This is a genomic window from Defluviimonas sp. SAOS-178_SWC (assembly GCF_039830135.1).
GTDB lineage: Bacteria > Pseudomonadota > Alphaproteobacteria > Rhodobacterales > Rhodobacteraceae > Albidovulum.
Map to the genome: position 1 here is coordinate 3974568 of NZ_CP156081.1, position 21152 is coordinate 3995719.

General features: G+C 67.1%; 25 protein-coding genes. 7 read left to right on the plus strand and 18 right to left on the minus strand.

What is annotated here, in order from left to right; all coding sequences use genetic code 11:
- Positions 1-61 precede the first annotated feature (61 nt).
- The 3 genes from ychF to V5734_RS20580 all read right to left on the minus strand — a co-directional run bounded on the left by ychF (position 62) and on the right by V5734_RS20580 (position 2627).
- Positions 62-1159 carry a redox-regulated ATPase YchF gene (gene ychF / locus V5734_RS20570; RefSeq protein ID WP_347311467.1) on the minus strand — a complete coding sequence of 366 codons (1098 nt, stop codon included), beginning with the start codon at positions 1157-1159 and terminating at the stop codon, positions 62-64.
- A gap of 113 nt (positions 1160-1272) precedes the next feature.
- Positions 1273-2355 (minus strand): WD40/YVTN/BNR-like repeat-containing protein, encoded by a 1083-nt coding sequence (locus V5734_RS20575; protein WP_347311468.1) that lies wholly within the window; start codon positions 2353-2355, stop codon positions 1273-1275.
- Between the two features lie 2 nt (positions 2356-2357).
- Positions 2358-2627 carry a MoaD/ThiS family protein gene (locus V5734_RS20580; protein WP_347311469.1) on the minus strand — a complete coding sequence of 90 codons (270 nt, stop codon included), beginning with the start codon at positions 2625-2627 and terminating at the stop codon, positions 2358-2360.
- A 105-nt stretch (positions 2628-2732) separates the two neighbouring features.
- On the opposite strand from V5734_RS20580, the gene trpA reads away from it, so the two are divergent.
- Positions 2733-3524 carry a tryptophan synthase subunit alpha gene (trpA, locus tag V5734_RS20585; protein ID WP_347311470.1) on the plus strand — a complete coding sequence of 264 codons (792 nt, stop codon included), beginning with the start codon at positions 2733-2735 and terminating at the stop codon, positions 3522-3524.
- A gap of 123 nt (positions 3525-3647) precedes the next feature.
- Here the strand turns inward: trpA and V5734_RS20590 are convergent, their stop codons facing one another.
- Positions 3648-4436 carry a ZIP family metal transporter gene (locus tag V5734_RS20590; RefSeq protein WP_347311471.1) on the minus strand — a complete coding sequence of 263 codons (789 nt, stop codon included), beginning with the start codon at positions 4434-4436 and terminating at the stop codon, positions 3648-3650.
- A 104-nt stretch (positions 4437-4540) separates the two neighbouring features.
- Here V5734_RS20590 and V5734_RS20595 point away from each other — a divergent pair, with 104 nt between their 5' ends.
- Positions 4541-5704, plus strand: a complete 1164-nt coding sequence (locus tag V5734_RS20595; protein ID WP_347311472.1) for an alpha-hydroxy acid oxidase — start codon at positions 4541-4543, stop codon at positions 5702-5704.
- A 31-nt stretch (positions 5705-5735) separates the two neighbouring features.
- Here the strand turns inward: V5734_RS20595 and V5734_RS20600 are convergent, their stop codons facing one another.
- Entirely contained in the window at positions 5736-6881 is a 1146-nt protein-coding gene (locus tag V5734_RS20600) for an MFS transporter (RefSeq protein ID WP_347311473.1), read from the minus strand.
- A gap of 197 nt (positions 6882-7078) precedes the next feature.
- Here V5734_RS20600 and V5734_RS20605 point away from each other — a divergent pair, with 197 nt between their 5' ends.
- The 4 genes from V5734_RS20605 to V5734_RS20620 all read left to right on the plus strand — a co-directional run bounded on the left by V5734_RS20605 (position 7079) and on the right by V5734_RS20620 (position 10158).
- The gene (locus V5734_RS20605) at positions 7079-7702 is read left to right on the plus strand and encodes a 50S ribosomal protein L25/general stress protein Ctc (protein ID WP_347311474.1); all 624 of its coding nucleotides are present in this window, start codon (positions 7079-7081) and stop codon (positions 7700-7702) included.
- Positions 7703-7880: 178 nt separating this feature from the next.
- A complete protein-coding gene (gene pth, locus V5734_RS20610) occupies positions 7881-8564 on the plus strand; it encodes an aminoacyl-tRNA hydrolase (protein ID WP_347311475.1) in 684 nt (227 codons plus the stop codon).
- Between the two features lie 65 nt (positions 8565-8629).
- Positions 8630-9781 carry a serine hydrolase domain-containing protein gene (locus V5734_RS20615; protein ID WP_347311476.1) on the plus strand — a complete coding sequence of 384 codons (1152 nt, stop codon included), beginning with the start codon at positions 8630-8632 and terminating at the stop codon, positions 9779-9781.
- An 8-nt stretch (positions 9782-9789) separates the two neighbouring features.
- Positions 9790-10158 carry a DUF2237 family protein gene (locus V5734_RS20620; protein ID WP_347311477.1) on the plus strand — a complete coding sequence of 123 codons (369 nt, stop codon included), beginning with the start codon at positions 9790-9792 and terminating at the stop codon, positions 10156-10158.
- 3 nt (positions 10159-10161) lie between these two features.
- Here the strand turns inward: V5734_RS20620 and V5734_RS20625 are convergent, their stop codons facing one another.
- The 11 genes from V5734_RS20625 to V5734_RS20675 form a co-directional block, all read right to left on the minus strand.
- Entirely contained in the window at positions 10162-10713 is a 552-nt protein-coding gene (locus V5734_RS20625; RefSeq protein WP_347311478.1) for a helix-turn-helix transcriptional regulator, read from the minus strand.
- A 50-nt stretch (positions 10714-10763) separates the two neighbouring features.
- Positions 10764-11375 carry a hypothetical protein gene (locus V5734_RS20630; RefSeq protein WP_347311479.1) on the minus strand — a complete coding sequence of 204 codons (612 nt, stop codon included), beginning with the start codon at positions 11373-11375 and terminating at the stop codon, positions 10764-10766.
- A 99-nt stretch (positions 11376-11474) separates the two neighbouring features.
- Positions 11475-11801: a hypothetical protein gene (locus V5734_RS20635; protein ID WP_347311480.1), complete on the minus strand. Its 327-nt coding sequence runs from the start codon at positions 11799-11801 to the stop codon at positions 11475-11477.
- Positions 11802-12205: 404 nt separating this feature from the next.
- Positions 12206-13438: a tryptophan synthase subunit beta gene (trpB, locus tag V5734_RS20640; RefSeq protein WP_347311481.1), complete on the minus strand. Its 1233-nt coding sequence runs from the start codon at positions 13436-13438 to the stop codon at positions 12206-12208.
- A 14-nt stretch (positions 13439-13452) separates the two neighbouring features.
- Positions 13453-13899 carry a GNAT family N-acetyltransferase gene (locus V5734_RS20645; protein WP_347311482.1) on the minus strand — a complete coding sequence of 149 codons (447 nt, stop codon included), beginning with the start codon at positions 13897-13899 and terminating at the stop codon, positions 13453-13455.
- Complete coding sequence (locus V5734_RS20650) at positions 13896-14546, minus strand: phosphoribosylanthranilate isomerase (protein WP_347311483.1); 651 nt, start codon at positions 14544-14546, stop codon at positions 13896-13898. The genes V5734_RS20645 and V5734_RS20650 overlap by 4 nt, the downstream gene beginning before the upstream one ends.
- Positions 14547-14555: 9 nt before the next feature.
- Positions 14556-14918: a LapA family protein gene (locus V5734_RS20655; protein WP_347311484.1), complete on the minus strand. Its 363-nt coding sequence runs from the start codon at positions 14916-14918 to the stop codon at positions 14556-14558.
- Between the two features lie 9 nt (positions 14919-14927).
- Positions 14928-15209 carry an integration host factor subunit beta gene (gene ihfB, locus V5734_RS20660; protein ID WP_347311485.1) on the minus strand — a complete coding sequence of 94 codons (282 nt, stop codon included), beginning with the start codon at positions 15207-15209 and terminating at the stop codon, positions 14928-14930.
- A 295-nt stretch (positions 15210-15504) separates the two neighbouring features.
- Entirely contained in the window at positions 15505-17190 is a 1686-nt protein-coding gene (gene rpsA / locus V5734_RS20665) for a 30S ribosomal protein S1 (protein WP_347311486.1), read from the minus strand.
- Between the two features lie 184 nt (positions 17191-17374).
- Entirely contained in the window at positions 17375-17941 is a 567-nt protein-coding gene (locus V5734_RS20670; protein WP_347311487.1) for a hypothetical protein, read from the minus strand.
- 37 nt (positions 17942-17978) lie between these two features.
- Entirely contained in the window at positions 17979-18563 is a 585-nt protein-coding gene (locus tag V5734_RS20675; RefSeq protein WP_347311488.1) for a (d)CMP kinase, read from the minus strand.
- Positions 18564-18744: 181 nt separating this feature from the next.
- Between V5734_RS20675 and V5734_RS20680 the strand changes: the two genes are divergently transcribed.
- On the plus strand, positions 18745-19224 hold the full coding sequence (locus V5734_RS20680) for a YHS domain-containing (seleno)protein (RefSeq protein ID WP_347311489.1): 480 nt from the start codon (positions 18745-18747) through the stop codon (positions 19222-19224).
- 16 nt (positions 19225-19240) lie between these two features.
- Here the strand turns inward: V5734_RS20680 and V5734_RS20685 are convergent, their stop codons facing one another.
- Both V5734_RS20685 and aroA read right to left on the minus strand, forming a co-directional pair.
- The gene (locus tag V5734_RS20685) at positions 19241-19738 is read right to left on the minus strand and encodes a hypothetical protein (RefSeq protein ID WP_347311490.1); all 498 of its coding nucleotides are present in this window, start codon (positions 19736-19738) and stop codon (positions 19241-19243) included.
- Entirely contained in the window at positions 19735-21084 is a 1350-nt protein-coding gene (aroA, locus tag V5734_RS20690; protein WP_347311491.1) for a 3-phosphoshikimate 1-carboxyvinyltransferase, read from the minus strand. The genes V5734_RS20685 and aroA overlap by 4 nt, the downstream gene beginning before the upstream one ends.
- Positions 21085-21152: the final 68 nt, after the last annotated feature.

Consider the following 21152-nt stretch of genomic DNA (forward strand, 5'->3'; position numbering starts at 1 on the left):
ACTGGTCGAAGCGAAATGGCGGACGTGGCAGTTTCCGGGTCGAAATTGCGGCCAGCGACCCTTACGCGTTGAAGAGGAAGTGCAGGACGTCGCCGTCCTTGACTTCGTAGGTCTTGCCCTCGACGCGGAACTTGCCGGCCTCACGCGCGCCGGCCTCGCCGTTGCCGGCGATGTAGTCGGCATAGGCGATGGTCTCGGCGCGGATGAAGCCGCGTTCGAAATCGCCGTGGATGACGCCGGCAGCCTGGGGGGCCAGCGTGCCCTTCTCGATGGTCCAGGCGCGGGCCTCCTTGGGGCCGACGGTGAAGTAGGTCTGAAGGCCGAGGAGGTCGTAGCCGGCGCGGATCAGGCGGTCGAGGCCGGCATCTTCCAGCCCCATTTCCTCAAGGAACATCGCCGCGTCCTCGGCGGGCATCTGGGCCAGTTCCTCCTCGATCTTGGCGGAGATGACGACGGAGCCGGCCCCTTGCGCGGCGGCCATCTCGGCGACCTTGGCGGAGAGGGAATTGCCGCCCGCAGCCGAGGCCTCCTCCACGTTGCAGACGTAGAGGACGGGTTTCGAGGTCAGGAGCTGGAGCATGGCCCAAGCCTTGGCGTCGTCCTCGGCCACCGTGACGGTGCGGGCGGGTTTGCCGGCCTCGAGCGCGGCGAGGGCCTCCTTCATCAGCCGCTCCTGCGCCACCGCCTCCTTGTCGCCGCCCTTGATCTTGCGGGCGATGTTGGCGAGGCGGCGTTCGATACTCTCCATGTCGGCGATCATCAGCTCGGTCTCGATCGTCTCGGCGTCGGCGATCGGGTCGATCTTGCCCTCGACATGGGTGACGTCACCGTCCTCGAAGCAGCGCAGCACATGGGCGATGGCGTCGACCTCGCGGATATTGGCGAGGAACTGGTTGCCGAGGCCCTCGCCCTTCGAGGCGCCGCGGACGAGGCCGGCGATGTCGACGAAGGTGATGCGGGTCGGGATGATCTGCTTCGAGCCGGCGATGGCGGCGAGCTTGTCGAGGCGCGGATCGGGCACGGCGACGTCGCCCACATTGGGCTCGATCGTGCAGAAGGGGAAGTTCGCGGCCTGCGCGGCGGCGGTGCGGGTCAGCGCGTTGAAGAGCGTGGACTTGCCCACGTTCGGCAGCCCGACGATGCCCATCCTGAAGCCCATGATCCGCCCTCCGTTAAGGTCGGGGGCATCTATGGGGTCAGGGGGTGGGCGGTCAAGGGGGCGGGTGCGAGGGGCCGCCCGCTCCCCAAGGGATGTCGGCCTCGGTGAAAGGGCTAGCGGGCGAAGGCGACCTGGGCGATGGGCGGCAGGGTCGAGGAGACGCGCCGCCAGCTTTCGCCCCCGTCGGCCGTGGTCCAGAGGTTGCCGGTGGTCGAGCCCATCGCGAGGCGGTCGCCGGTGTCGTCGACGCAGAGCGCGTGGCGGTAGATCAGGTCGTAGGCGTTTTCCTGCGGCAGGCCGTTGCCGAGGATGTCGAAGCTCTTACCGCCGTCGCGGGTCCGGGTGACGACCAGCCTGCCGCCGACCGGCACCCGGCATTCGTCCTTGACGCCCGGCGCGAACCAAGCGCGCTCGGGGTCCTTCGGGTGAACCGCGACGGCAAAGCCGAAGGCCGAGGGCTTCGCGGCGGCGCTGTGTTCGGTGAAGGTCCGGCCGCCATCGGTCGAGGAGAAGATCCCGCAATGGTGCTGGCACCAGATCCGGTCGGGATCGGCGGGACCGGCGGCAATGAGGTGCGGGTCCTGGCTCGTCGGGTCGGTCGCCATCTCAGGCGGCAGGAAGTCGGCGCGGAGCCCATGCCCGCCCTGTTCCCAGGTCGCGCCGCCGTCACGGGTGAGCCAGACGCCGCCGCAGGAGACGCCGAGGGCGATCCGGTCGCTGTCGCGCGGATCGACGAGGATCGAATGGATGCCGGGGTGATCGTAACCGCCGCCGAACCACTTCGCCCGCTGCGGCACATCCCAGAGGCTGTCGACCAGCGTCCAGCTTTCGCCCCGGTCCGCGCTGCGGAAAAGCCCGCCGGGCAGCGTTCCGGCCCAGAGGTGCCCCGGCCGGTCGGCACCCCCCGGCGCCAGCGCCCAGATCATGTCGAGCGCCGGCGCGTCGGCGGCTTCCGAGGCCGGATAGGCCGGACAGGGCAGTTCCACCCAGGTTCCGCCGCCATCGTCCGAACGGTGCAGCTTGCAGCCGAAATGGCCGTGGTTGAGCGCGACGTAGAGCGCCCCGTCGCGCGGATCGTCGAGCATCTGGCTCACCGGGGCCGCCAGGAACGCCGGTGCCCCGTCCTGCCGCCAGCCCTCCCCGTCCGGCTCGAACCGGAACAGCCCCTTGCGCGTCGCCACCCAGAGCGTCTTCATCCTCAACCTCCCGACAATGCCTGAAGCACATAGATCTCCGACCGCGCGCCGACCGGATCGGAGAGCCTCAGCCGGTCCGCGATCATCTCACCGTCGACGAAGATGTTGACGTGACGGCGAAGCCGCCCCTGTTCGTCGAGGATATAGGAGCGCAGCAGCGGATCCTCGGCCCATGCCGCCTCCAGCGCCTCGCGCACGGACACCGCCTCCGCCTCCACCCGCGGCACGGGCCGGTGGCGCATCAGATTGGCGGTGAAACGGATCACGGGCATCGGCGTCTCCACCCTCATCTTTCCACAATTCGCGATCCTGGCGAAGCCCCATTGATTTTGCCGGCGCTTTTCTGCAAGACCGGCCGGACGGACGAGGAGATAGCCATGACCCGGATCGAGACGACATTCGCCGCGCTGAAGGCCGAAGGGCGCAAGGCCTTCGTCTCCTACATCATGGCGGGCGATCCCGACCTCGACACCTCGCTCACTCTTATGAAAGGCCTGCCGGCCGCGGGCGTCGACGTGATCGAGCTTGGCATGCCCTTCACCGATCCGATGGCCGACGGCCCGACGATCCAGCTCGCCGGCCAGCGCGCGCTCGAAGGCGGGCAGACGCTGCAGAAGACGCTCGACATGGCGGCCGAGTTCCGCAAGACCGACGACAGGACGCCGATCGTGATGATGGGCTACTACAACCCGATCTATTCGCGCGGCGTGGACAAGTTCCTGACCGATGCCAAGGCCGCCGGCGTCGACGGACTCATCGTCGTCGACCTGCCGCCGGAAGAGGACGAGGAGCTTTGCATCCCGGCCCAGAAGGCCGGGATGAACTTCATCCGCCTCGCCACGCCGACGACCGACGACAAGCGCCTGCCGAAGGTGCTGCAGAACACGTCCGGCTTCGTCTACTACGTCTCGATCACCGGCATCACCGGCGCCGCCGCCGCCGAAGCGGGCGATGTCGGCCCCGAGGTCGCGCGGATCAAGGCGGCGACCGACCTGCCGGTCATCGTCGGCTTCGGCATCCGTTCGCCCGACACCGCCCGCGCCATCGCCTCGGTCGCCGACGGCGCCGTCGTCGGCTCCGCCATCGTCAGGATGGTCGAGGAAAAGCGCCCCGTGCCGGAGATCCTCGCCTTCGTGAAGGGCCTCGCCGACGGCGCGCATTCGGCCTGACCGCCTCTTCTTCTGTTCGAAAATACTCCCGCCGGAGGCAGACCCGAGCGGTGTCCGGGTCACCGGACACCGCGAGAGGAAAGACTTGCGCCCGGAACGGGCGCGCCATCGGATTGCGCCCGGTCAGCCGAGCGTGACGTCGAGAACCATCATCAGCACCAGCCCGAAGATCAGCCCCGCCGTCGCGCGATCCTGATGGCCGTTGCGGTGAGTCTCGGGCAGGATTTCGTGGCTGATGATGTACAGCATCGCACCCGCCGCGAAGGTCAACCCCCAGGGCAGCAGGTCAGAGGCGACAGACACGGCGGCGGCACCGATCAGCCCGCCCACGGGCTCGACAAGCCCGGTCAGCGTCGCGACGAAGAAGGCCCGCCCCCGCGAATAGCCGCGCCCGGTGAGGGCGACGGCGACGGCCAGCCCCTCGGGGATGTCCTGGAGCGAGATCCCGGTCATCACCGACAACCCGTTCGCCACGTCGCCGCCACCGAAGGACACGCCGATAGACAGGCCCTCGGGAAAATTGTGGATGGTGATCGCGATCACGAACAGCCAGATCCGGGCCAACGCGGCGCTGTCCGCCCCTTCGTGCCCGGTGACGAAATGCTCGTGCGGCAGCGTCGCGTTCAGCCAGGCGACGAATCCCGCGCCGAGCGCGATCCCCGCGCCGGCCACCAGCGCCGCCCAGACAAGGGACCCGTAAAGCCCCGTCGCGACCTCGATTCCGGGCAGGATCAGCGAGAAATACGAGGCCGAGAGCATCACCCCCGCCGCGAAGCCGAGCATCGTGTCGCTCGTGCGCTGCGACATGCTGCGCCCGACGAGGACCGGGATCGCCCCCGCCGTCGTCGCCGCGGCGGCGACGAGCCCGCCCATGAGGCCCCACCAGATCGTGTTCGCCGCCACATCCTGCATGGCCGCACTCCATAGCGGCCCGCGACAAAGCGCAAGGGCCAAAGCGCATTGCCAGAACCCTTCCGGATTGGTAATCCGACCTTACCAATCCGGAAGGGGCAGTCATGGCCGTCATCACCTGCATCGACGATCTGAAACGCGTCTACCGGCGCCGGGTGCCACGGATGTTCTACGACTACGCGGAATCGGGGAGCTGGACCGAACAGACCTTCCGCGAGAACGTCACCGATTTCGCCGAGATCCGGCTGCGCCAGAAGATCGCCGTCGACATGACCGGCCGGTCGACCGCGGCCGAGATGATCGGCCAGAAAGTGGCGATGCCGGTCGCGTTGGCGCCGGTCGGCCTCACGGGGATGCAGAACGCGGACGGGGAGATCAAGGCGGCGCGGGCGGCCGAGAAGTTCGGCGTGCCCTTCACGCTCTCGACCATGTCGATCTGTTCGATCGAGGACGTGGCGGCGCATGTGTCGAAGCCGTTCTGGTTCCAGATCTACGCGCTCAATGACGACGCGTTCAACGCCGCGATCATCGGGCGGGCGAAAAATGCCGGCTGTTCGGCGCTGGTCATCACCGTCGATCTTCAGATCCTCGGCCAGCGGCACAAGGATCTCAAGAACGGCCTCTCGGCGCCGCCCAAGTTCACCATTCCGACGATGATCAACCTCGCCACCAAATGGGGCTGGGGGCTGGAGATGCTGCAAACCAAGCGGCGCTTCTTCGGCAATATCGTCGGCCATGTGGAGGGGGTCAGCGACCCCTCGTCGCTTTCGGCCTGGACGGCCGAGAAGTTCGACCCGGCGCTCAACTGGGACAAGATCAGGAAGCTCATGGACATGTGGGGCGGCAAGGTGATCCTGAAGGGGATCCTTGACGTCGAGGACGCCGAGAAGGCCGCGAGCCTTGGCGCCGACGCCATCGTCGTCTCGAACCACGGCGGGCGGCAGCTTGACGGCGCGCTTTCCTCGATCCGGATGCTGCCCGAGATCGCGGCGGCGGTCGGAAAGAAGACCGAGGTCTGGATGGATGGCGGCGTACGCTCCGGCCAGGACGTGCTGAAGGCCGTGGCGCTTGGCGCCAAGGGCGTGATGATCGGGCGCGCCTTCGTCTACGGGCTCGGCGCGATGGGCGAGGCGGGCGTGACGAAGGCGCTCGAGGTCATCCACAAGGAACTCGACACGTCGATGGCGCTTTGCGGCGAGACGGGTCTTGGCCATGTCGGGCGACACAACGTGCTGATCCCGAAGGGGTTCCTCGACCGCTACCAGTGACGGATCCGGCGGGGCCCGGTTGTCCGGCCGGTCAGCCGCCGCGCCGATTCAGCGCGACAACCAGCGGCACGATCGCCGCCATGATCAGCGCGACGGTCAGGAAGGCCGTGCGCAACCCCGCGGTCTGGGCGATCGCCCCCATCGCCGTCGGGCCGATGAAGAAGCCGGTGAACCCGATCATCCACGCGCGCGAGATCGCATGCGCCCTTTGATCGGGGCGGACCAGACGGCCGAGAATCGAGTTCGCCGAGGGCACCGTCACCGCCACCCCGAGGCCGAGAAGCCCGACACCCAGCACCGCCACCGCCGGCACCGGCGCGGCAGCGATCACAACAGCCCCGATCACCCCGATCACCGCCGACCAGAGCACCAGCCCCGCCTCCCCGAACCGTTCCGCCGCGACCTGACCGCCAAGCCGGCCGAGCCCCATCGTCAGCCCGAACGCCACCGGCCCGAACCCGCCATTGCCGGCCGGCCCGCCCAGGGTGCGTTCGATGTGGAGCGACGACCACGTCTCGGTCGCATTCTCGCTGACGAAGGCGGCAAGGAGGATGCAGGCGCATAGCAGGATCGGACCCCAGGGCGTGCGCCGGTCGGCCCCGTCGGGCGCCGGGGCGGCGCCGCTCCATCCGCGCCGTTCCCGCATGGCCGCCGCGAGGACAAGGGCGACGAGCGACAGGACCGGCAACACGTCGGCCGGGCCGTGGCCCGCCTGCCGCGCAAGGCTCGCCACAAGGGCGGACGCGGCGAAGGCGAAGGAGAACATTGCGTGCGAGAAGTTCATGAGGTGCAGGCCGTGCCGGTCCTCCAGCACCGACAGCCGCATGTTAGCACCAATGTCGAGCAGCGAGACCGAGGCGCCGATCGCAACCATCGCGAGCCCGAAGCCCAGCGCGTCGCGGGCGAGAAGCGGGTAGAAGAAGGCAACAGACAGCAAGACACCGGCGACAGGAAGGCCGAACCGGCCGAGCCGCGCCATCAGCCGGGGCGCGAGCGCCATCGCGGCGATGCCGCCGATGGCCGACATCATCATCGCGAGACCGAAGGCCGCGTCGGGCGCAGCGATCCGGGCCTTGATGTCGGGCACGAGCGCCGCGAAGGCGCCCCAGAGGACACCCACCGCCGCCAGCCCCGCATTCGGGGCCTGCGCGAGAACCGCCGCCCTCAGGATCGCCATGTACCTGCCTCTTGCCGCCCGATCCGGCCCCGGCTAACACAGGCGCCGAAGGGTCAGACAGTCACGAATTGTTGCCGCGCCGCATCGGAGATGGCGGCCACAAGAATCCACTTTCCTTCGCGGCCAAACCCCTCTATACGGCGCGCTTCATGGGCATGCACCCTTGGAGGATGCCCGATTAACCTATGGAGATACCAATGGCTGGTGAGATCCCCGATCTTATCGCCGAGGTACGGACGGGGACAGGCAAGGGGGCCGCTCGTCAAGCTCGTCGTGAGGGCTACGTACCCGGCATCGTTTACGGCGGCGGCAGCGATCCGCTTCCGATCAACGTCAACTACTACGCGCTTCTGAAGAAGCTGAAGGCAGGCCGGTTCCTGTCGACGCTCTTCAACCTCAAGGTCGAAGGCCAGGAAGACGTCCGCGTCATCTGCCGCGGCGTGCAGCGTGACATCGTGAAGGACCTTCCGACCCACCTCGACCTGATGCGGCTGAAGCGCACCTCGCGCATCAACCTCTTCATCCACGTCACCTTCGAGAACCACGAGAAGGCGCCGGGCTTGAAGAAGGGCGGCACGCTCACGATCGTGCGTCCGGAAGTCGAGCTGGAAGTGACCGCGGGCGATATCCCCGATCACATCACCGTCGACCTGACGGGGCGCGAAATCGGCGATGTCATCCATATCGGCGACATCGATCTGCCGAAGGGCGCGACGCCGACGATCCACCGCAACTTCGTCATCGCCAATATCGCCGCGCCCTCGGGCCTGCGTTCGGCGGACAGCGAAGAGGCCGGTGCCGAGGAAGAGACCGAGGAGTAATCCCCGGTCTGTCGCGACTACGGATTGCGGGGCCTTCGGGCCCCGTTTTTCGTTTCGAGGCGGAACGGTGGCGGAGGGACGTTCAGTTGCAACGCTCAACCTACCTGACTACAAAAGGGCCGGCCGGTAGGGCATTTGCGCCCCCGGCTGACCGGCCGTCACTGCAGGAGAGCGCGTTTTGAAACTCTTCGTCGGACTCGGAAATCCCGGCGCGAAATACGCGATGAACCGGCACAATGTTGGCTTCATGGCGATCGACCGGATTGCCGGGGATCACGGATTTCCGGCCTGGCGGAGCAAGTTCCAGGGGGCTGTCAGCGAAGGCCGGCTCGGCTCCGAGCGGGTTGTGCTGCTCAAGCCCATGACCTTCATGAACCTTTCCGGCCAGTCCGTCGGCGAAGCGATGCGGTTCTACAAGCTCGATCCGGGCGACGTCGTGGTCTTCCACGACGAACTCGACCTCGCCCCCGGCAAGTGCCGGGTCAAGACGGCGGGCGGCCATGCGGGCCATAACGGGCTGCGCTCGCTCCACCAGCATATCGGCGACGCCTATGACCGCGTCCGGATCGGCATCGGCCATCCCGGCCACAAGGACCGTGTCGCCCCCTATGTCCTGTCTGATTTCGCCAAGGCCGACCAGGACTGGCTCGACGATCTCCTGCGCGGGATGTCCGAGGGCGCGGCCGCGCTGGCCCAGGGCGATGCCGCGCGGTTCATGAACGCGGTCGCGCTTCGCACCGCGCCGCCGCGCTCCTCGACGAGCGCGAAACCGGACGCGGCCGCGAAGCCCGCGCCGGAACCGGAGACCGGGCCAGAGGCGCGCAGGTCTCCGCTGCAGCGGCTCCTCGATCGGTTCTCGTAGCTGATCGACGGCCTTGCCCGGCGCGGCGCGGCGTGGTTCGGTGAAGGCAGACCTCGGAGGACGCGATGAGAAAAGCCCTGTGGATCGCCTTGCGCGTGGTTGCCGTCGTCGTTCTGGCCGCCGCCGTCCTCGGCGTCTGGAAGCGCGAGGAGATCGTCCGGCTGATGGCGGTCAACTCGCTCTTTGCCGAAGACAAGATTACGGCGAATTTCAGCCATATGGACCGGCTGTTCCTGACCCGGCCCCTGTCGCGGGGCGACAGGCCGGTCTCGTCCCTGCCCGAGGGGCCGGCGCTGACCCTGCCCGAGGGCGCCGGCGGCTGGATCGCGGCGCGGTCGGTGACGGCGCTTGTCGTCCTCAAGGGGGGCCGCCTCGTCCATGAGAGCTATTACCGCGGCACCGGGCCGGAGGATCTGCGGATCTCGTGGTCGGTCGCGAAAAGCTTTCTGTCGGGGCTCTTCGGCATTGTCCTCGCCGAAGGCAAGATCGCCTCGCTCGACGAGCCGGTGACGCGCTACGCGCCGACGTTGGCGGGCTCCGCCTATGACGGGGCCACGATCCGCCATGTGCTCAACATGGCCGCCGGGGTGGCGTTCAACGAGGATTACCTCGACTACGGTTCCGACATCAACCGGATGGGCCGGGTGCTGGCGCTCGGAGGGTCGATGGACGGCTTCGCCGCCGGGCTGACAGTCCGTGCCGCCGCGCCCGGCACCTACTGGCACTATGTCTCGATCGACACGCATGTCCTTGGCATGGTGATCGCCGGCGCCACCGGCCGCGACCCGGCCGAACTTCTGGCGGAACGCATCATCCAGCCCCTCGGGCTTGAGGCGGAGCCGTATTACCTGACGGACGGCGACGGCACCGCCTTCGTCCTCGGCGGGCTCAACATGCGCTCGCGCGACTATGCGCGGTTCGGCCAGATGATCCTGCAAAAGGGCGAATGGCAGGGCCGGCAGATCGTGCCGGCGGACTGGATCGACGCCTCCACCCGGCCCTCGGCGCCGGGCGGCGCGCTTTACGGCTACCAGTGGTGGATCCCCGAGAACGCCGACGGAGACGTGATGGCGCGCGGCATCTACGGGCAGTATATCTATATCTCGCCGCGTCACGACACGGTGATCGTGGTCAATGCCGCCGATCGCGGGTTCGAAGAGCCCGGCGTGGATGCGGAAAACGTGGCGATGCTGCAAGCCATCGCCGCGGCAAGATAGGAGACGACATGGAGAAGGACCCGGCCATCAACGTCCTCGGCGGCAAGCTGGAGCCCTGCTCGACCGCACCGCTCACCGGATTCTTCCGCGACGGACATTGCAATACCTGCGCCGAGGACCGGGGCAGCCATACCGTCTGCGCGGTGATGACGGCGGAATTCCTCGCCTATTCGAAATATGTCGGCAACGATCTCTCGACGCCGCGCCCGGAATTCGGTTTTGCCGGCGTCAAGCCGGGCGAAAGCTGGTGCCTCTGCGCCGGGCGCTTCCTGCAGGCGCATGACGAAGGTTGCGCGCCGAAGCTGCGGCTCGAGGCGACGCATCGTCGCGCGACCGACATCGTGCCCCTCGAGGTTCTGAAGCTCTACGCCGTGTGAGGCTCAGCCCACCGCGCGCAGGAGCGGCGCGGGCTCCGCCTCGTCGGCCTCTGCCGCAACCGGGGGCGGCATCATCCCCTCGTCCATCAGATCCTCGATGAAGAGGCTGAGAAGCTGCGGCCGGCCGGTCACCCCGGATTTGCGGTAGATCGCGTTGGTCTGTGCCTTGACCGTGCCCTCGGCAGTGCCGCGCAACACGGCGATTTCATGGGTGCTAAGCCCCTTGATCGCAAAAAGCGCCACGTCGCGCTCGGCCGAGGTGAGACCCCAATCGCGGAACCGGCCCTGCATCAGCTCCATGAAGGCGCCTGAGACCTGCCGCAGCTGGTCCTCGGCCCGTTTCTGGCGCCGCATGCTGCGCTTGAGGACGACGATGCCCACGACCGCGCCGGCGACAAGGCCGAGGACGGCACCGATCTCAAGAAGTTCCTTGAGTTCCCAGCTGATCGGCCGGTGCTGGATGCCGAGAAGCGTCAGCAGCGTGCCGCCGAGCAGGAAGGCCGCGCAGACGATCTGCACCACCAGAACCATCGCGAGGGCGAGAAAATCACGCATGTCCGCAGCCCCCTTCTTCAATCCGGGGCGACCCTGCGCCGTGTCGAAGGTCACTTGCGGACATCGCCACCCCGTCCTTTGTTTCCGCCCATCTTGCCGCCCGTCTCACGGGACGGTTCACCGGCTGTCTCCTTCGACGGTTCGCTGGCCGTCTCCTTCGACGGCTCCTTGGCGGGCTCGCTGGCGGTTTCCTTCGAGGGCTCGCTCGCGGTCTCCCCGGAGGGCTCGCTGGAAGTTTCGTTGCTTGGCTCGCTGGCCGATTCCTTCGTTGGCTCCTTGGCGGGCTCCTTCGCCGGTTCCTTGGTGGGTTCCTTCGCCGGTTCCTTCGACGGGCTGCTACCGGCCTCGCCGGTCGACCCCGTGCTGGAGCTGCCTTCCGATGCCTCGTCGGCGGGCTGGCTGTCACGGCCCCGGCTGGTGACTTCGATGTAGTCGCGCAGAATCTCGCCCGACGACGGGTCGAGCACGACCTCGCGGCGTCTGTTCCCCCTCATCGCCTGGATGCGGATCCGGCCCAGCCAGGTGCGTTTCTTGTAGGTGATCCGGTAGCCTTCGCGGCTGAGCCGTCGTTCGACATCGTCCTGAAAGGTCGCCGACACCGCCGGCACGGCGGAGGACAACAAAAGACCGGAAGACGACAACAGGAACCCGCGACGAGTCATGACCACACTGGAACTACCCAAAACCGTTAACGATCATGCCCTTGGCATCGCATTGCGGCAAGAAATGCCCTCAGTGAGGCCATTTCGGTTTCGGGATCGTCAACGATCCCCGATTTCGTCGAAGATCTCTTCGGAAAGGAGCGTAATCCCGTCGGCGTCGTAGACTCGCTCCACCCCGGCGCCACAGCGGTCGATCTTCTCCATCACGCAGGCGCCGGCGCAGTTGAAGACCCGGCGGAGGGAGCCTTCGTCGCTGCGCGCCTCGATGGAAAGCGCGATGCTGTTCCAGCGCACGTCGATATCGCCGAAGCCGTCGGCGGCGATTTCCTGAAGCTGGCGCTGCACCAGTTCGCCCATGTTGACCGACGGCTGCATGAGGTAGATTCTTTCGCTCGGCGGCGCCGAAAATCCGGCAAGGTGTAGCATGGCTGTTCCCCTGATCGCAGTGTTCCACTCAAGACGCGGCGCCCGGCCCTCGTGCACCGGGACGCCCTGATCCGAGTTGGGGGTCAATCGGCGACAATGGCCATAAACCCGCGCCAGACGCGGCTAAACCGAAGTTTATGGGCGCGCTAAAGCGGGCGAATGCATCACCAATGCCCGACCCGGGTCGGGTTTGCGTCCGGATGGGCGACGATCGATAGGGTTGGAAACGGAGCGCAAGCCTCGCATGGGGCGGGTGGCGGGGCGTCGGTCGTCTCCGATCGCAGCCCGCCAGGCCCAGCGAATCGGCCTCGCGGCAAGAGAACGCCCCGAAAATTCAGGGCGCCCGGCCGTCCGGGCGTCCCTTCGGCCGCGTCACGCGGCCCGTTCGCTTTCGCAAGATTGCGTCAGGTCTTGATGTCGAAGCCCAGGTGCTTGGCCACGGCGAAGATGTCCTTGTCGCCGCGGCCGCACATGTTCATGACGATGATATGGTCCTTGGGCAGGTCCGGCGCGATCTTCATGACATGGCCGAGGGCATGGCTCGGCTCCAGCGCGGGGATGATGCCTTCGAGCGCGCAGGAGAGCTGGAACGCCTCCAGCGCCTCCTTGTCAGTGATCGAGACATACTCGGCGCGGCCGGTATCGTGGAGCCAGGCATGTTCCGGCCCGATGCCGGGATAGTCTAGACCGGCCGAGATCGAGAAGCCTTCGAGGATCTGGCCGTCGTCGTCCTGAAGAAGGTAGGTGCGGTTGCCGTGCAAGACGCCGGGTCGTCCGCCGGTGAGCGAGGCGCAATGCTCCATCCGCTCGTCCACGCCCTTGCCGCCGGCCTCGACGCCGATGATCCGCACCGAGGGATCGTCGAGGAACGGGTAGAAGAGGCCCATCGCGTTGGAGCCGCCGCCGATCGCGGCGATGACGGTGTCGGGCAAACGGCCTTCGCCTTCCTGTTCCGCCAGTTGCCAGCGCACTTCCTTGCCGATGATCGACTGGAAGTCGCGGACCATCGCCGGGTAGGGATGCGGGCCCGCCACCGTGCCGATGCAGTAGAACGTGTCGCGCACGTTCGTCACCCAGTCGCGCAGCGCGTCGTTCATCGCGTCCTTGAGCGTGCCGCGACCGGAGGTCACCGGCACGACCTCGGCGCCGAGAAGCCGCATGCGGAAGACGTTCGGCGCCTGACGCTCGACGTCATGGGCGCCCATATAGACGATGCATTTCAGACCGAACTTGGCGCAAACCGTCGCGGTCGCCACGCCATGCTGGCCGGCGCCGGTCTCGGCGATGATGCGGGTCTTGCCCATGCGGCGGGCGAGGATGATCTGGCCGAGCACGTTGTTGATCTTGTGCGCGCCGGTATGGTTCAGCTCGTCCCGCTTCATGTAGATCTTGGCACCGCCGAGATGGTCGGTGAGCCGCTCGGCGAAATACAAGGGTGAGGGCCGGCCGACATAGTGCTTCCAGAGCCAGTCCATCTCGGCCCAGAAGGTCGGGTCAGTCTTGGCCTTCTCGTACTCGGCCTGAAGGTCGAGGATCAGCGGCATCAGCGTCTCGCTGACGAAGCGGCCGCCGTAAATGCCGAACCGTCCGTTTTCGTCGGGTCCGTTCATGAAGCTGTTGAACAGGTCGTCGGCCATCTGAGCGCCCCCTATCAAGACAGATCGCGTTTAAAGCCTATATGCGACGGCGTAAAGCCGAGCCTCTCGTAAAATCGGCGAGCGTCGCGGCGGGTGGCGTTCATGGTCAGCTGCATGAGGCGGCACCCTGCGGCGCGCGCCCGCGCCTCGGCGTCCGCGAACATCGCCTCGCCGATCCCCTGCCCGCGCATGTCGGTTGCGACGCGGACGGATTCGACCTGCGCGCGGCGGCTGGCACGGAGAGACAGGCCCGAGATGAGGGTCAGCTGGTAGGTGGCGACGATGCGGCCGTCCTTCTCGCCGACGATAAGGGTGTTGCCACCCTCAGCCTTCATCGCGTCGAAGGCGGCAAGGTAGGGGGCCAAGTCGGTCCCTTCCCGCGCCGCGCCCAGCGCGTCGTCGGTCAGAAGCGCGAGCACTGCCCGCACGTCGTCGCGTGTGGCTTCGCGGAACCGGATCATGCCGGAACGGCACCCTTCGCCGCCGCGATGAAGGCCCGGATAAGGCCCGCGTCCTTCACGCCCGGCGCGCTTTCGACGCCGGAAGAGACGTCGACCTGCCGCGCACCGGTCAGCCGGATCGCTTCGGCGACGTTCCCGGGCGTCAAGCCGCCGGCGAGCATCCACGGGCAGGGCCAGTATTTCCGCGCCACCAGCCGCCAGTCGAAGGAGAGCCCGTTACCGCCGGGCAGGGCCGCGTCCTTCGGGGGCTTGGCATCGACCAGAAGCTGGTCGGCGACGCGGCCATAAGTCTGAAGTGCGGGGAGGTCGGCCTCGTCGGCGATGCCGACGGCCTTCATCACCGGCAAGCCGTAGCGGGCGCGGATTTCCGCGACGCGCTCGGGGCTTTCGCCGCCATGCAATTGCAGCATGTCGAGCGGCACCGCGCCGGTGATCGCGTCCAGCTCCGCATCGGTCGCGTTGACCGTCAGCGCCACCTTGGCCACCCCCGGCGGCACCCCGGATGCGAGCCGCGCGGCGGCGGGGATCTCGAGATGGCGCGGCGATTTCGCGAAAAAGACGAAGCCGAGATAGGTCGCGCCCGCTTCCACGGCCACGGCGACATGGGCCGGCTCTTTCAGCCCGCAGATCTTGACCCGGATATCCATGTCCGAGACTTAGCGCGTCGCGCCCTTGCCCTCAAGAAGCGCCAGAACCTCGTCCTCGGGTTCGGGCTTCTCGGCCTTGAGGCGGTTCACCTCGCGCTCCAGCCGGCCGGCGTCACGCTTGTGCTGGCTGAGGGCGCTGCGATGCTTGGCCTCGCGGAACCATTCCCAGACGAAGCCGATAGCGAGGCCCGCAACAATCCCCGCGAAGATGACTAGGAAGAGCGGCAGTTCGAGCGACCAGTTGATCCCGAGATAGGCGTCGATTTCCGCCGGCAGGAGGCGCAGCGTAACCGGATCGCGGTTGGCCGACGCCACCGCGACGAGAACGATCGCAAGGACCGCGAGAAAGACCAGTCGGAGAAAACGCAGCATGGGGGATCATTAGCCCCCGTTCAGCCTGTCCCGCAAGAGCTTTCCGGTCTTGAAGAAGGGGACATGCTTTTCCTCGACCTCGACGGATTCGCCGGTGCGCGGGTTGCGGCCGGTGCGCGCATCGCGCTTCTTCACCGAAAACGCGCCGAACCCCCTGAGTTCGACCCGGTCGCCCCGCGACAGCGCCTCGATGATCTCTTCGAAGATCGTGTTCACGATCCTTTCGACGTCACGCTGGAAGAGGTGCGGATTTTCCTCGGCAATCTTCTGGATCAATTCGGACCGGATCATTCGGAACCCCCCTGTGCGGACCGTCCAGGCCAACGGCCGCAGTTTTTATTCCCGCCGACTATAGGCGCAATCCGCGAATGGACAAACAGGAAAGCCATTGGAAAGGCGGGGAATTCTGCGTGATTGCAGGTTTTGTGCAGCGGATTTCGTAGCGTCAGCCGACACTGCACTGCAGCATTTGTACGCTTCGAACCATGTTCGGGACGGGCGGGGCGACTGGCGCCGCGCGCGATTCGCCCAAACGAAAACGGCCCCGCCAGAGGCGGGGCCGTCGATGATCGTTTCGAGGGCGGCCTTACCTGTCGCCCGAGCCCTTGAGGGCCGCGCCGAGGATGTCGCCGAGCGAGGCGCCCGAGTCGGACGAGCCGTACTGTTCCACGGCTTCCTTCTCTTCGGCGATCTCGCGCGCCTTGATCGAAAGGCCGAGGCGGCGGGTCTTCGAATCCACGTTGGTCACGCGGGCATCGACGTGGTCACCGACCTGGAAGCGCTCGGGGCGCTGGTCGGCGCGGTCGCGCGCGAGGTCCGAACGGCGGATGAAGGACTTCATGCCGTTGTACTCGACCTCGATCCCGCCATCCTCGATCGCGGTGACCGTGGTGGTGATGACCGAGCCGCGCTTCACGCCGTCGACCGCGTCGGAGAACGTGTCGGCGTCGAGGCCCTTGATCGAGAGCGAGATACGCTCCTTCTCGACATCCACCTCGGTGACGGCGGCCTTGACGATGTCGCCCTTGCGGTAGTTCTGGATCGCATCCTCGCCACGCTGTTCCCAGCTGAGGTCGGAGAGGTGAACCATGCCGTCGATATCGTTCTCGAGGCCGATGAACAGACCGAATTCGGTGATGTTCTTGACTTCGCCCTCGATGACGGTGCCTTCCGGGTGGGTTTCGGCGAAGACTTCCCACGGGTTGCGCATCGTCTGCTTGAGGCCGAGCGACACGCGGCGCTTCGCGGTGTCGATCTCCAACACCATGACGTCGACTTCCTGCGAGGTCGAGACGATCTTGCCCGGATGGACGTTCTTCTTGGTCCAGGACATTTCGGAGACGTGGACGAGGCCCTCGACCCCAGCTTCCAGTTCCACGAACGCACCGTAGTCGGTGATGTTCGTGACACGGCCCTTGTGGACCGAGCCGATCGGGAACTTGTCTTCGACCGAATCCCACGGATCGGACAGAAGCTGCTTCATGCCGAGCGAGATGCGGTGGGTGTCCTTGTTGATCTTGATCACCTGGACCTTCACGGTCTCGCCAATCGACAGGATCTCGGACGGGTGGTTCACGCGGCGCCACGCCATGTCGGTGACATGGAGCAGGCCGTCAACGCCGCCGAGATCGACGAACGCACCGTATTCGGTGATGTTCTTGACCACGCCGTCGACCGTCTGGCCTTCCGACAGGTTGCCGATGACCTCGGCACGCTGTTCGGCGCGGCTCTCTTCGAGGATCGCGCGGCGCGAAACGACGATGTTGCCGCGGCGGCGGTCCATCTTCAGGATCTGGAACGGCTGCTTGAGACCCATGAGCGGGCCGGCATCGCGCACCGGACGGACGTCAACTTGCGAACCGGGCAGGAACGCGACAGCGCCGCCGAGATCGACGGTGAAGCCACCCTTGACGCGGCCGAAGATGGCGCCGTCGACGCGCTCTTCGCTGGCATAGGCCTTTTCGAGACGGTCCCACGCCTCTTCGCGGCGGGCTTTCTCGCGGCTGATGACGGCTTCGCCACGGACGTTCTCGACACGGTCGAGATAGACCTCGACCTCGTCGCCCACGGCGATCTCGGCGTTCTCGCCGGGATTTGCGAATTCCTTGAGGTCGATGCGGCCTTCCATCTTGTAGCCGACATCGATGATGGCTTGGCCCGCCTCGATGGCGATGACCTTGCCTTTGACAACCGAGCCCTCTTCGGGGGTGTCGATCTCGAAGCTTTCCTTGAGGAGGGCTTCGAATTCCTCCATCGTCGCTTTAGCGCACATGCGTTCAGTTTTCCTTTTCAACATGATTATCTGGCCATGCGGTTGGCTCCGCCGGTCTTTCGTTGCATACGACCAAAGGGGCCACGGCATGGCCGGACCCTTCGGACCGCGTCCCTATAGGGGGGAATCGCCGCTGCGGCAAGGGTTCTGTGGCTGTCGGCGCCGTCACCGGCCGCCGTTCCGCTCACTCGCAGATGCGCGACACCAGATCGTAGCGCGGCACGGGGTATTCGCGCGGCCCGTCGGTCGGCAGCGCCGTATCCGGCTGCCAGACCGGGGACCACGGCAGATTCACGCTGTCGGGGTCGAGCGCAAAGCGCTGGCAAATCGCGAAGTCCCGTGTGGTTACATCGCCAAGGTTGCGGAGGTCGACAAGATGGCCCACCCTTTTCGTCGCGGTGGCGCCGAAGGCCAAAGGCGGGTCGAGTACAAACCGCCGCGTCGCGGGACCGAAGAGCGCCGCTTCTCCGCGCCAGTCGGTCCCCGAGGCAAAATGCAGCTCGAACAGGCCGGGCGGGACGAGGACGCGGAAGAACTCACCACCCCGGATGTAGGCCGCCAGAACGTCTTGCCCGGTTCCCATGTCGCGCAAGTGCAGCAGGTAGTCCGCGCCAGCGACCGTCTTGATCTGGAGCGGGAGCTTCGCCGGAAGGCCGGAACGGTTCCACATCAGCCCTTCCGGACGCTCCGCCGCCTCGCCGGGGAGGACGAGCGCCAGCCAGAAGAGACAGACCCCGAAGACACGCCACATCGTCCCGATATGGGAATCGGCGCCCCTGCCGTCGAGGTCAGCCGAGCCGCGCGGCGACGATGTCGCAGGCCGCGCGGGTCGCGGCCGCGATGCTCAGGTCCGACGTGTCGATCAGCACGGCGTCCACGGCGGGTTTCAAGGGCGCCTCGGCCCGTTCCGAATCCCGCCGGTCACGCTCGATTACCTCGGCCAGGACTTGCGCCTCGTCACCGCCGACTTCCAGCCAGCGGCGGTGGGCGCGGACCTCCGCGCTGGCGGTGACGTAAAGCTTCACCTCCGCGTCGGGGCAGATCACCGTACCGATATCGCGCCCGTCAAGCACGGCGCCGCCCTCGCGCCGGGCAAAGCTGCGTTGAAACGCCACCAAAGCCGCCCGCACCTCCGGGATGACGGCGACCCGGCTGGCCGCCTGCCCTGCCTCCAGCGTGCGGAGGTCGCCGCGGTCCAGATCCTCTTGCGTCAGGCTCTGGGCCGCCGCCACCGGATCGCCGCCCTTGGCGCCGACCGCCCGGTAGAGAAGCCCGGTATCGAGATGGGCGAAGCCGAAATGCGCGGCCACCGCGCGGGAGACCGTCCCCTTCCCCGCCGCCGCCGGCCCGTCGATCGCCACCGTGAAGATCATCGCCACCTCCGTCCAGATCGGCCATAGCGCAGCCGTCCTGCCGGGTCAAACCGCCCTTCGCCCCGGTTCGGGACGACCGGGCAGGATAAGCGGACGATCGGTCATGGGGCGTCCGGACCGGCCACCCTATCTGCATCGGACCGGGGCCGCTCCCGCCCCGGCAGCCATGAAAGGAAACGATATGAAACGCACTCTCCTCCTCGCCGCTCTGACCGCGGCGCTTCCCGTTCTCGCCGCGCCCGCCTTCGCGGCGGATGAGTTGAACATCGCGCCCGGCCTCTCCTACGCCGGCGCGCCCGTGGGTCTTCACGGCGCCGACCCGGTCGCCCTGGTGACCGGCACGGTCGTCACCGGCGAGGGTGAGTTCTCCTCGGTTCTGAACGGGGCCGCGTATTACTTCGCCTCGGCCGGGAACAAGGCCGCCTTCGACGCCAATCCCGCGGCGTTCGAGCCGCAGAACGGCGGCTTCTGCACCTACGGCGTCGCGGTCGGCAAGAAGTTCGACGGCGATCCGCGCCATTCGGTCGTGCATGAGGGCAAGCTCTATGTCTTCCTCAACGCGAAGACGCGCGAGCTGTTCCTCGAAGACGTGGCCGGCGCGCTGAGCAAGGCGACGGAGAACTGGGCGCAGATCGAACACGTCGCGGCGAGCGATCTCTGATGCCAAGCGCGCGCCTCTAGCGGGGCGCGCGCTTCCTGTTGAGCCAGAGCCGCAGGAGCGCCGCGAACAGCATGGCGAGGAGCAGCCATTTGAGCGTCGTCAATGCGCTCGCCGCCTGTGGCAGGATGTCGGGAAAAGCCCCGTCCGGCCGCTTCAGCATCGCCCGGACCAGCGCGTTTTCAAGGTAATCGACGCCCGCTTCGATGACGGCCAGGGAGCCCAGGCGCCCCGCCAGCCGTTCGGGAGCCAACTGCGCAAAGACCTCGCGGAAACTCAGGCAGAGCATCGCCGGGAAGAGAAGGTCGAGCGGTTGAACCACCCAGAGATAGCGCCAGCGGGCCGCTTCCCCGAGCGAGGCGAGGAACGCCCGTGCCTCTGCCGGCCCATAGGGCAATCTCGGCGCATCGAAGAGGCAGACGCTCCATGTGGTGCAGTTCCACAGGCTGAGCGCGACCATGACCAGCCAGACGAGCGCCGTCGCGACGACAAGCGCGCGTCCGCCGCTGTCCGTCACCGGCCCGTCCGCGCGATCTGGGCGCCGAGCCCGGACATCAGATCCTCGAAGACCGGGAAGGACGTGGCGATGGGGCTGCCGTCATCGACGCTCACGGGTTGTTTCGCGGCGAGGCCGAGGACGAGGAACGACATCGCGATCCTGTGGTCGATATGGGTGGCGCAGGTCGCGCCGCCCGGCACGCCGCCCGCCCCCAGCCCGTGGACGATGAGGACGTCCTCTTCCTCCTCGACCCGTACGCCGCAGGCTTCGAGCCCGCGCGCCATCGCGTCGATCCGGTCGCTTTCCTTCACCCGCAATTCCTTCACGCCGCGCATCACGGTGGTGCCTTCCGCGCAGGCCGCGACGACGGACAGGACCGGGTATTCGTCGATCATGCTTGCCGCGCGCTCCTCCGGCACCTCGATGCCCTTCAACGTGGAGAAGCGGACACGAAGGTCGGCCACTGGCTCGCCACCCTCCTCGCGCGGGTTCTGGAACGCGATATCCGCCCCCATCTCGACGAGCGTGGTGTAAAGCCCGTTGCGCGTCGGGTTCTGGCTGACCCCCGGCACGAGGATGTCGGAACCCTCGACGATCAGCGCCGCGCAGACCGGGAAGGCGGCAGAGGACGGGTCGCGCGGCACGGCGACGGTCTGGGGCTTCAGTTCCGGCTGGCCAGTCAGCGTGATGACGCGACCTTCGGATGTATCCTCGACCGTCAGGTCGGCGCCGAACCCCCTCAGCATCCGTTCGGAATGGTCCCGCGTCGGTTCCTTCTCGATCACCACGGTCTGGCCCGGAGCGTTCAAGCCCGCCAGAAGCACGGCCGATTTCACCTGCGCCGAGGGCACCGGCACCGTGTAGCGCACCGGCACCGGATCGGCGGCGCCGACGACGGTCATCGGCAGGCGCCCGCCGGTCCGGCCATAGGCCCGCGCCCCGAAGAGCGCAAGCGGATCGGTGACCCGCCCCATCGGGCGCTTGCGAAGCGAGGCATCGCCGGTGAAGGTCGCGGTGACGGCGCTTGTCGCCATCGCCCCCATAATCAGCCGCACGCCGGTGCCGGAATTGCCGCAGTCGATCACGTCAGCGGGCTCGGAGAAACCGCCGACACCGACCCCGTGCACGGACCATGCCCCCTCGCCCGTCCGCGTGACCTCCGCTCCGAAAGCGCGCATCGCCCTTGCGGTATCGAGCACATCCTGCCCTTCGAGAAGCCCGGTCACCTTCGTCTCTCCGACCGACAGCGCGCCGAGGATCAGCGCCCGGTGCGAGATCGACTTGTCGCCCGGCACCTCGGCCACGCCCTTCAGCGGCCCGGACTTACGGGCGGTCATCGCAACAGGCTCACCGTGGCCGGACATGGGTCTCTCCCTCGCAAAATCGCCTCGCTGATAGCGCAAGCGCCGGGGGCGGTCCATGCCCCACGCGG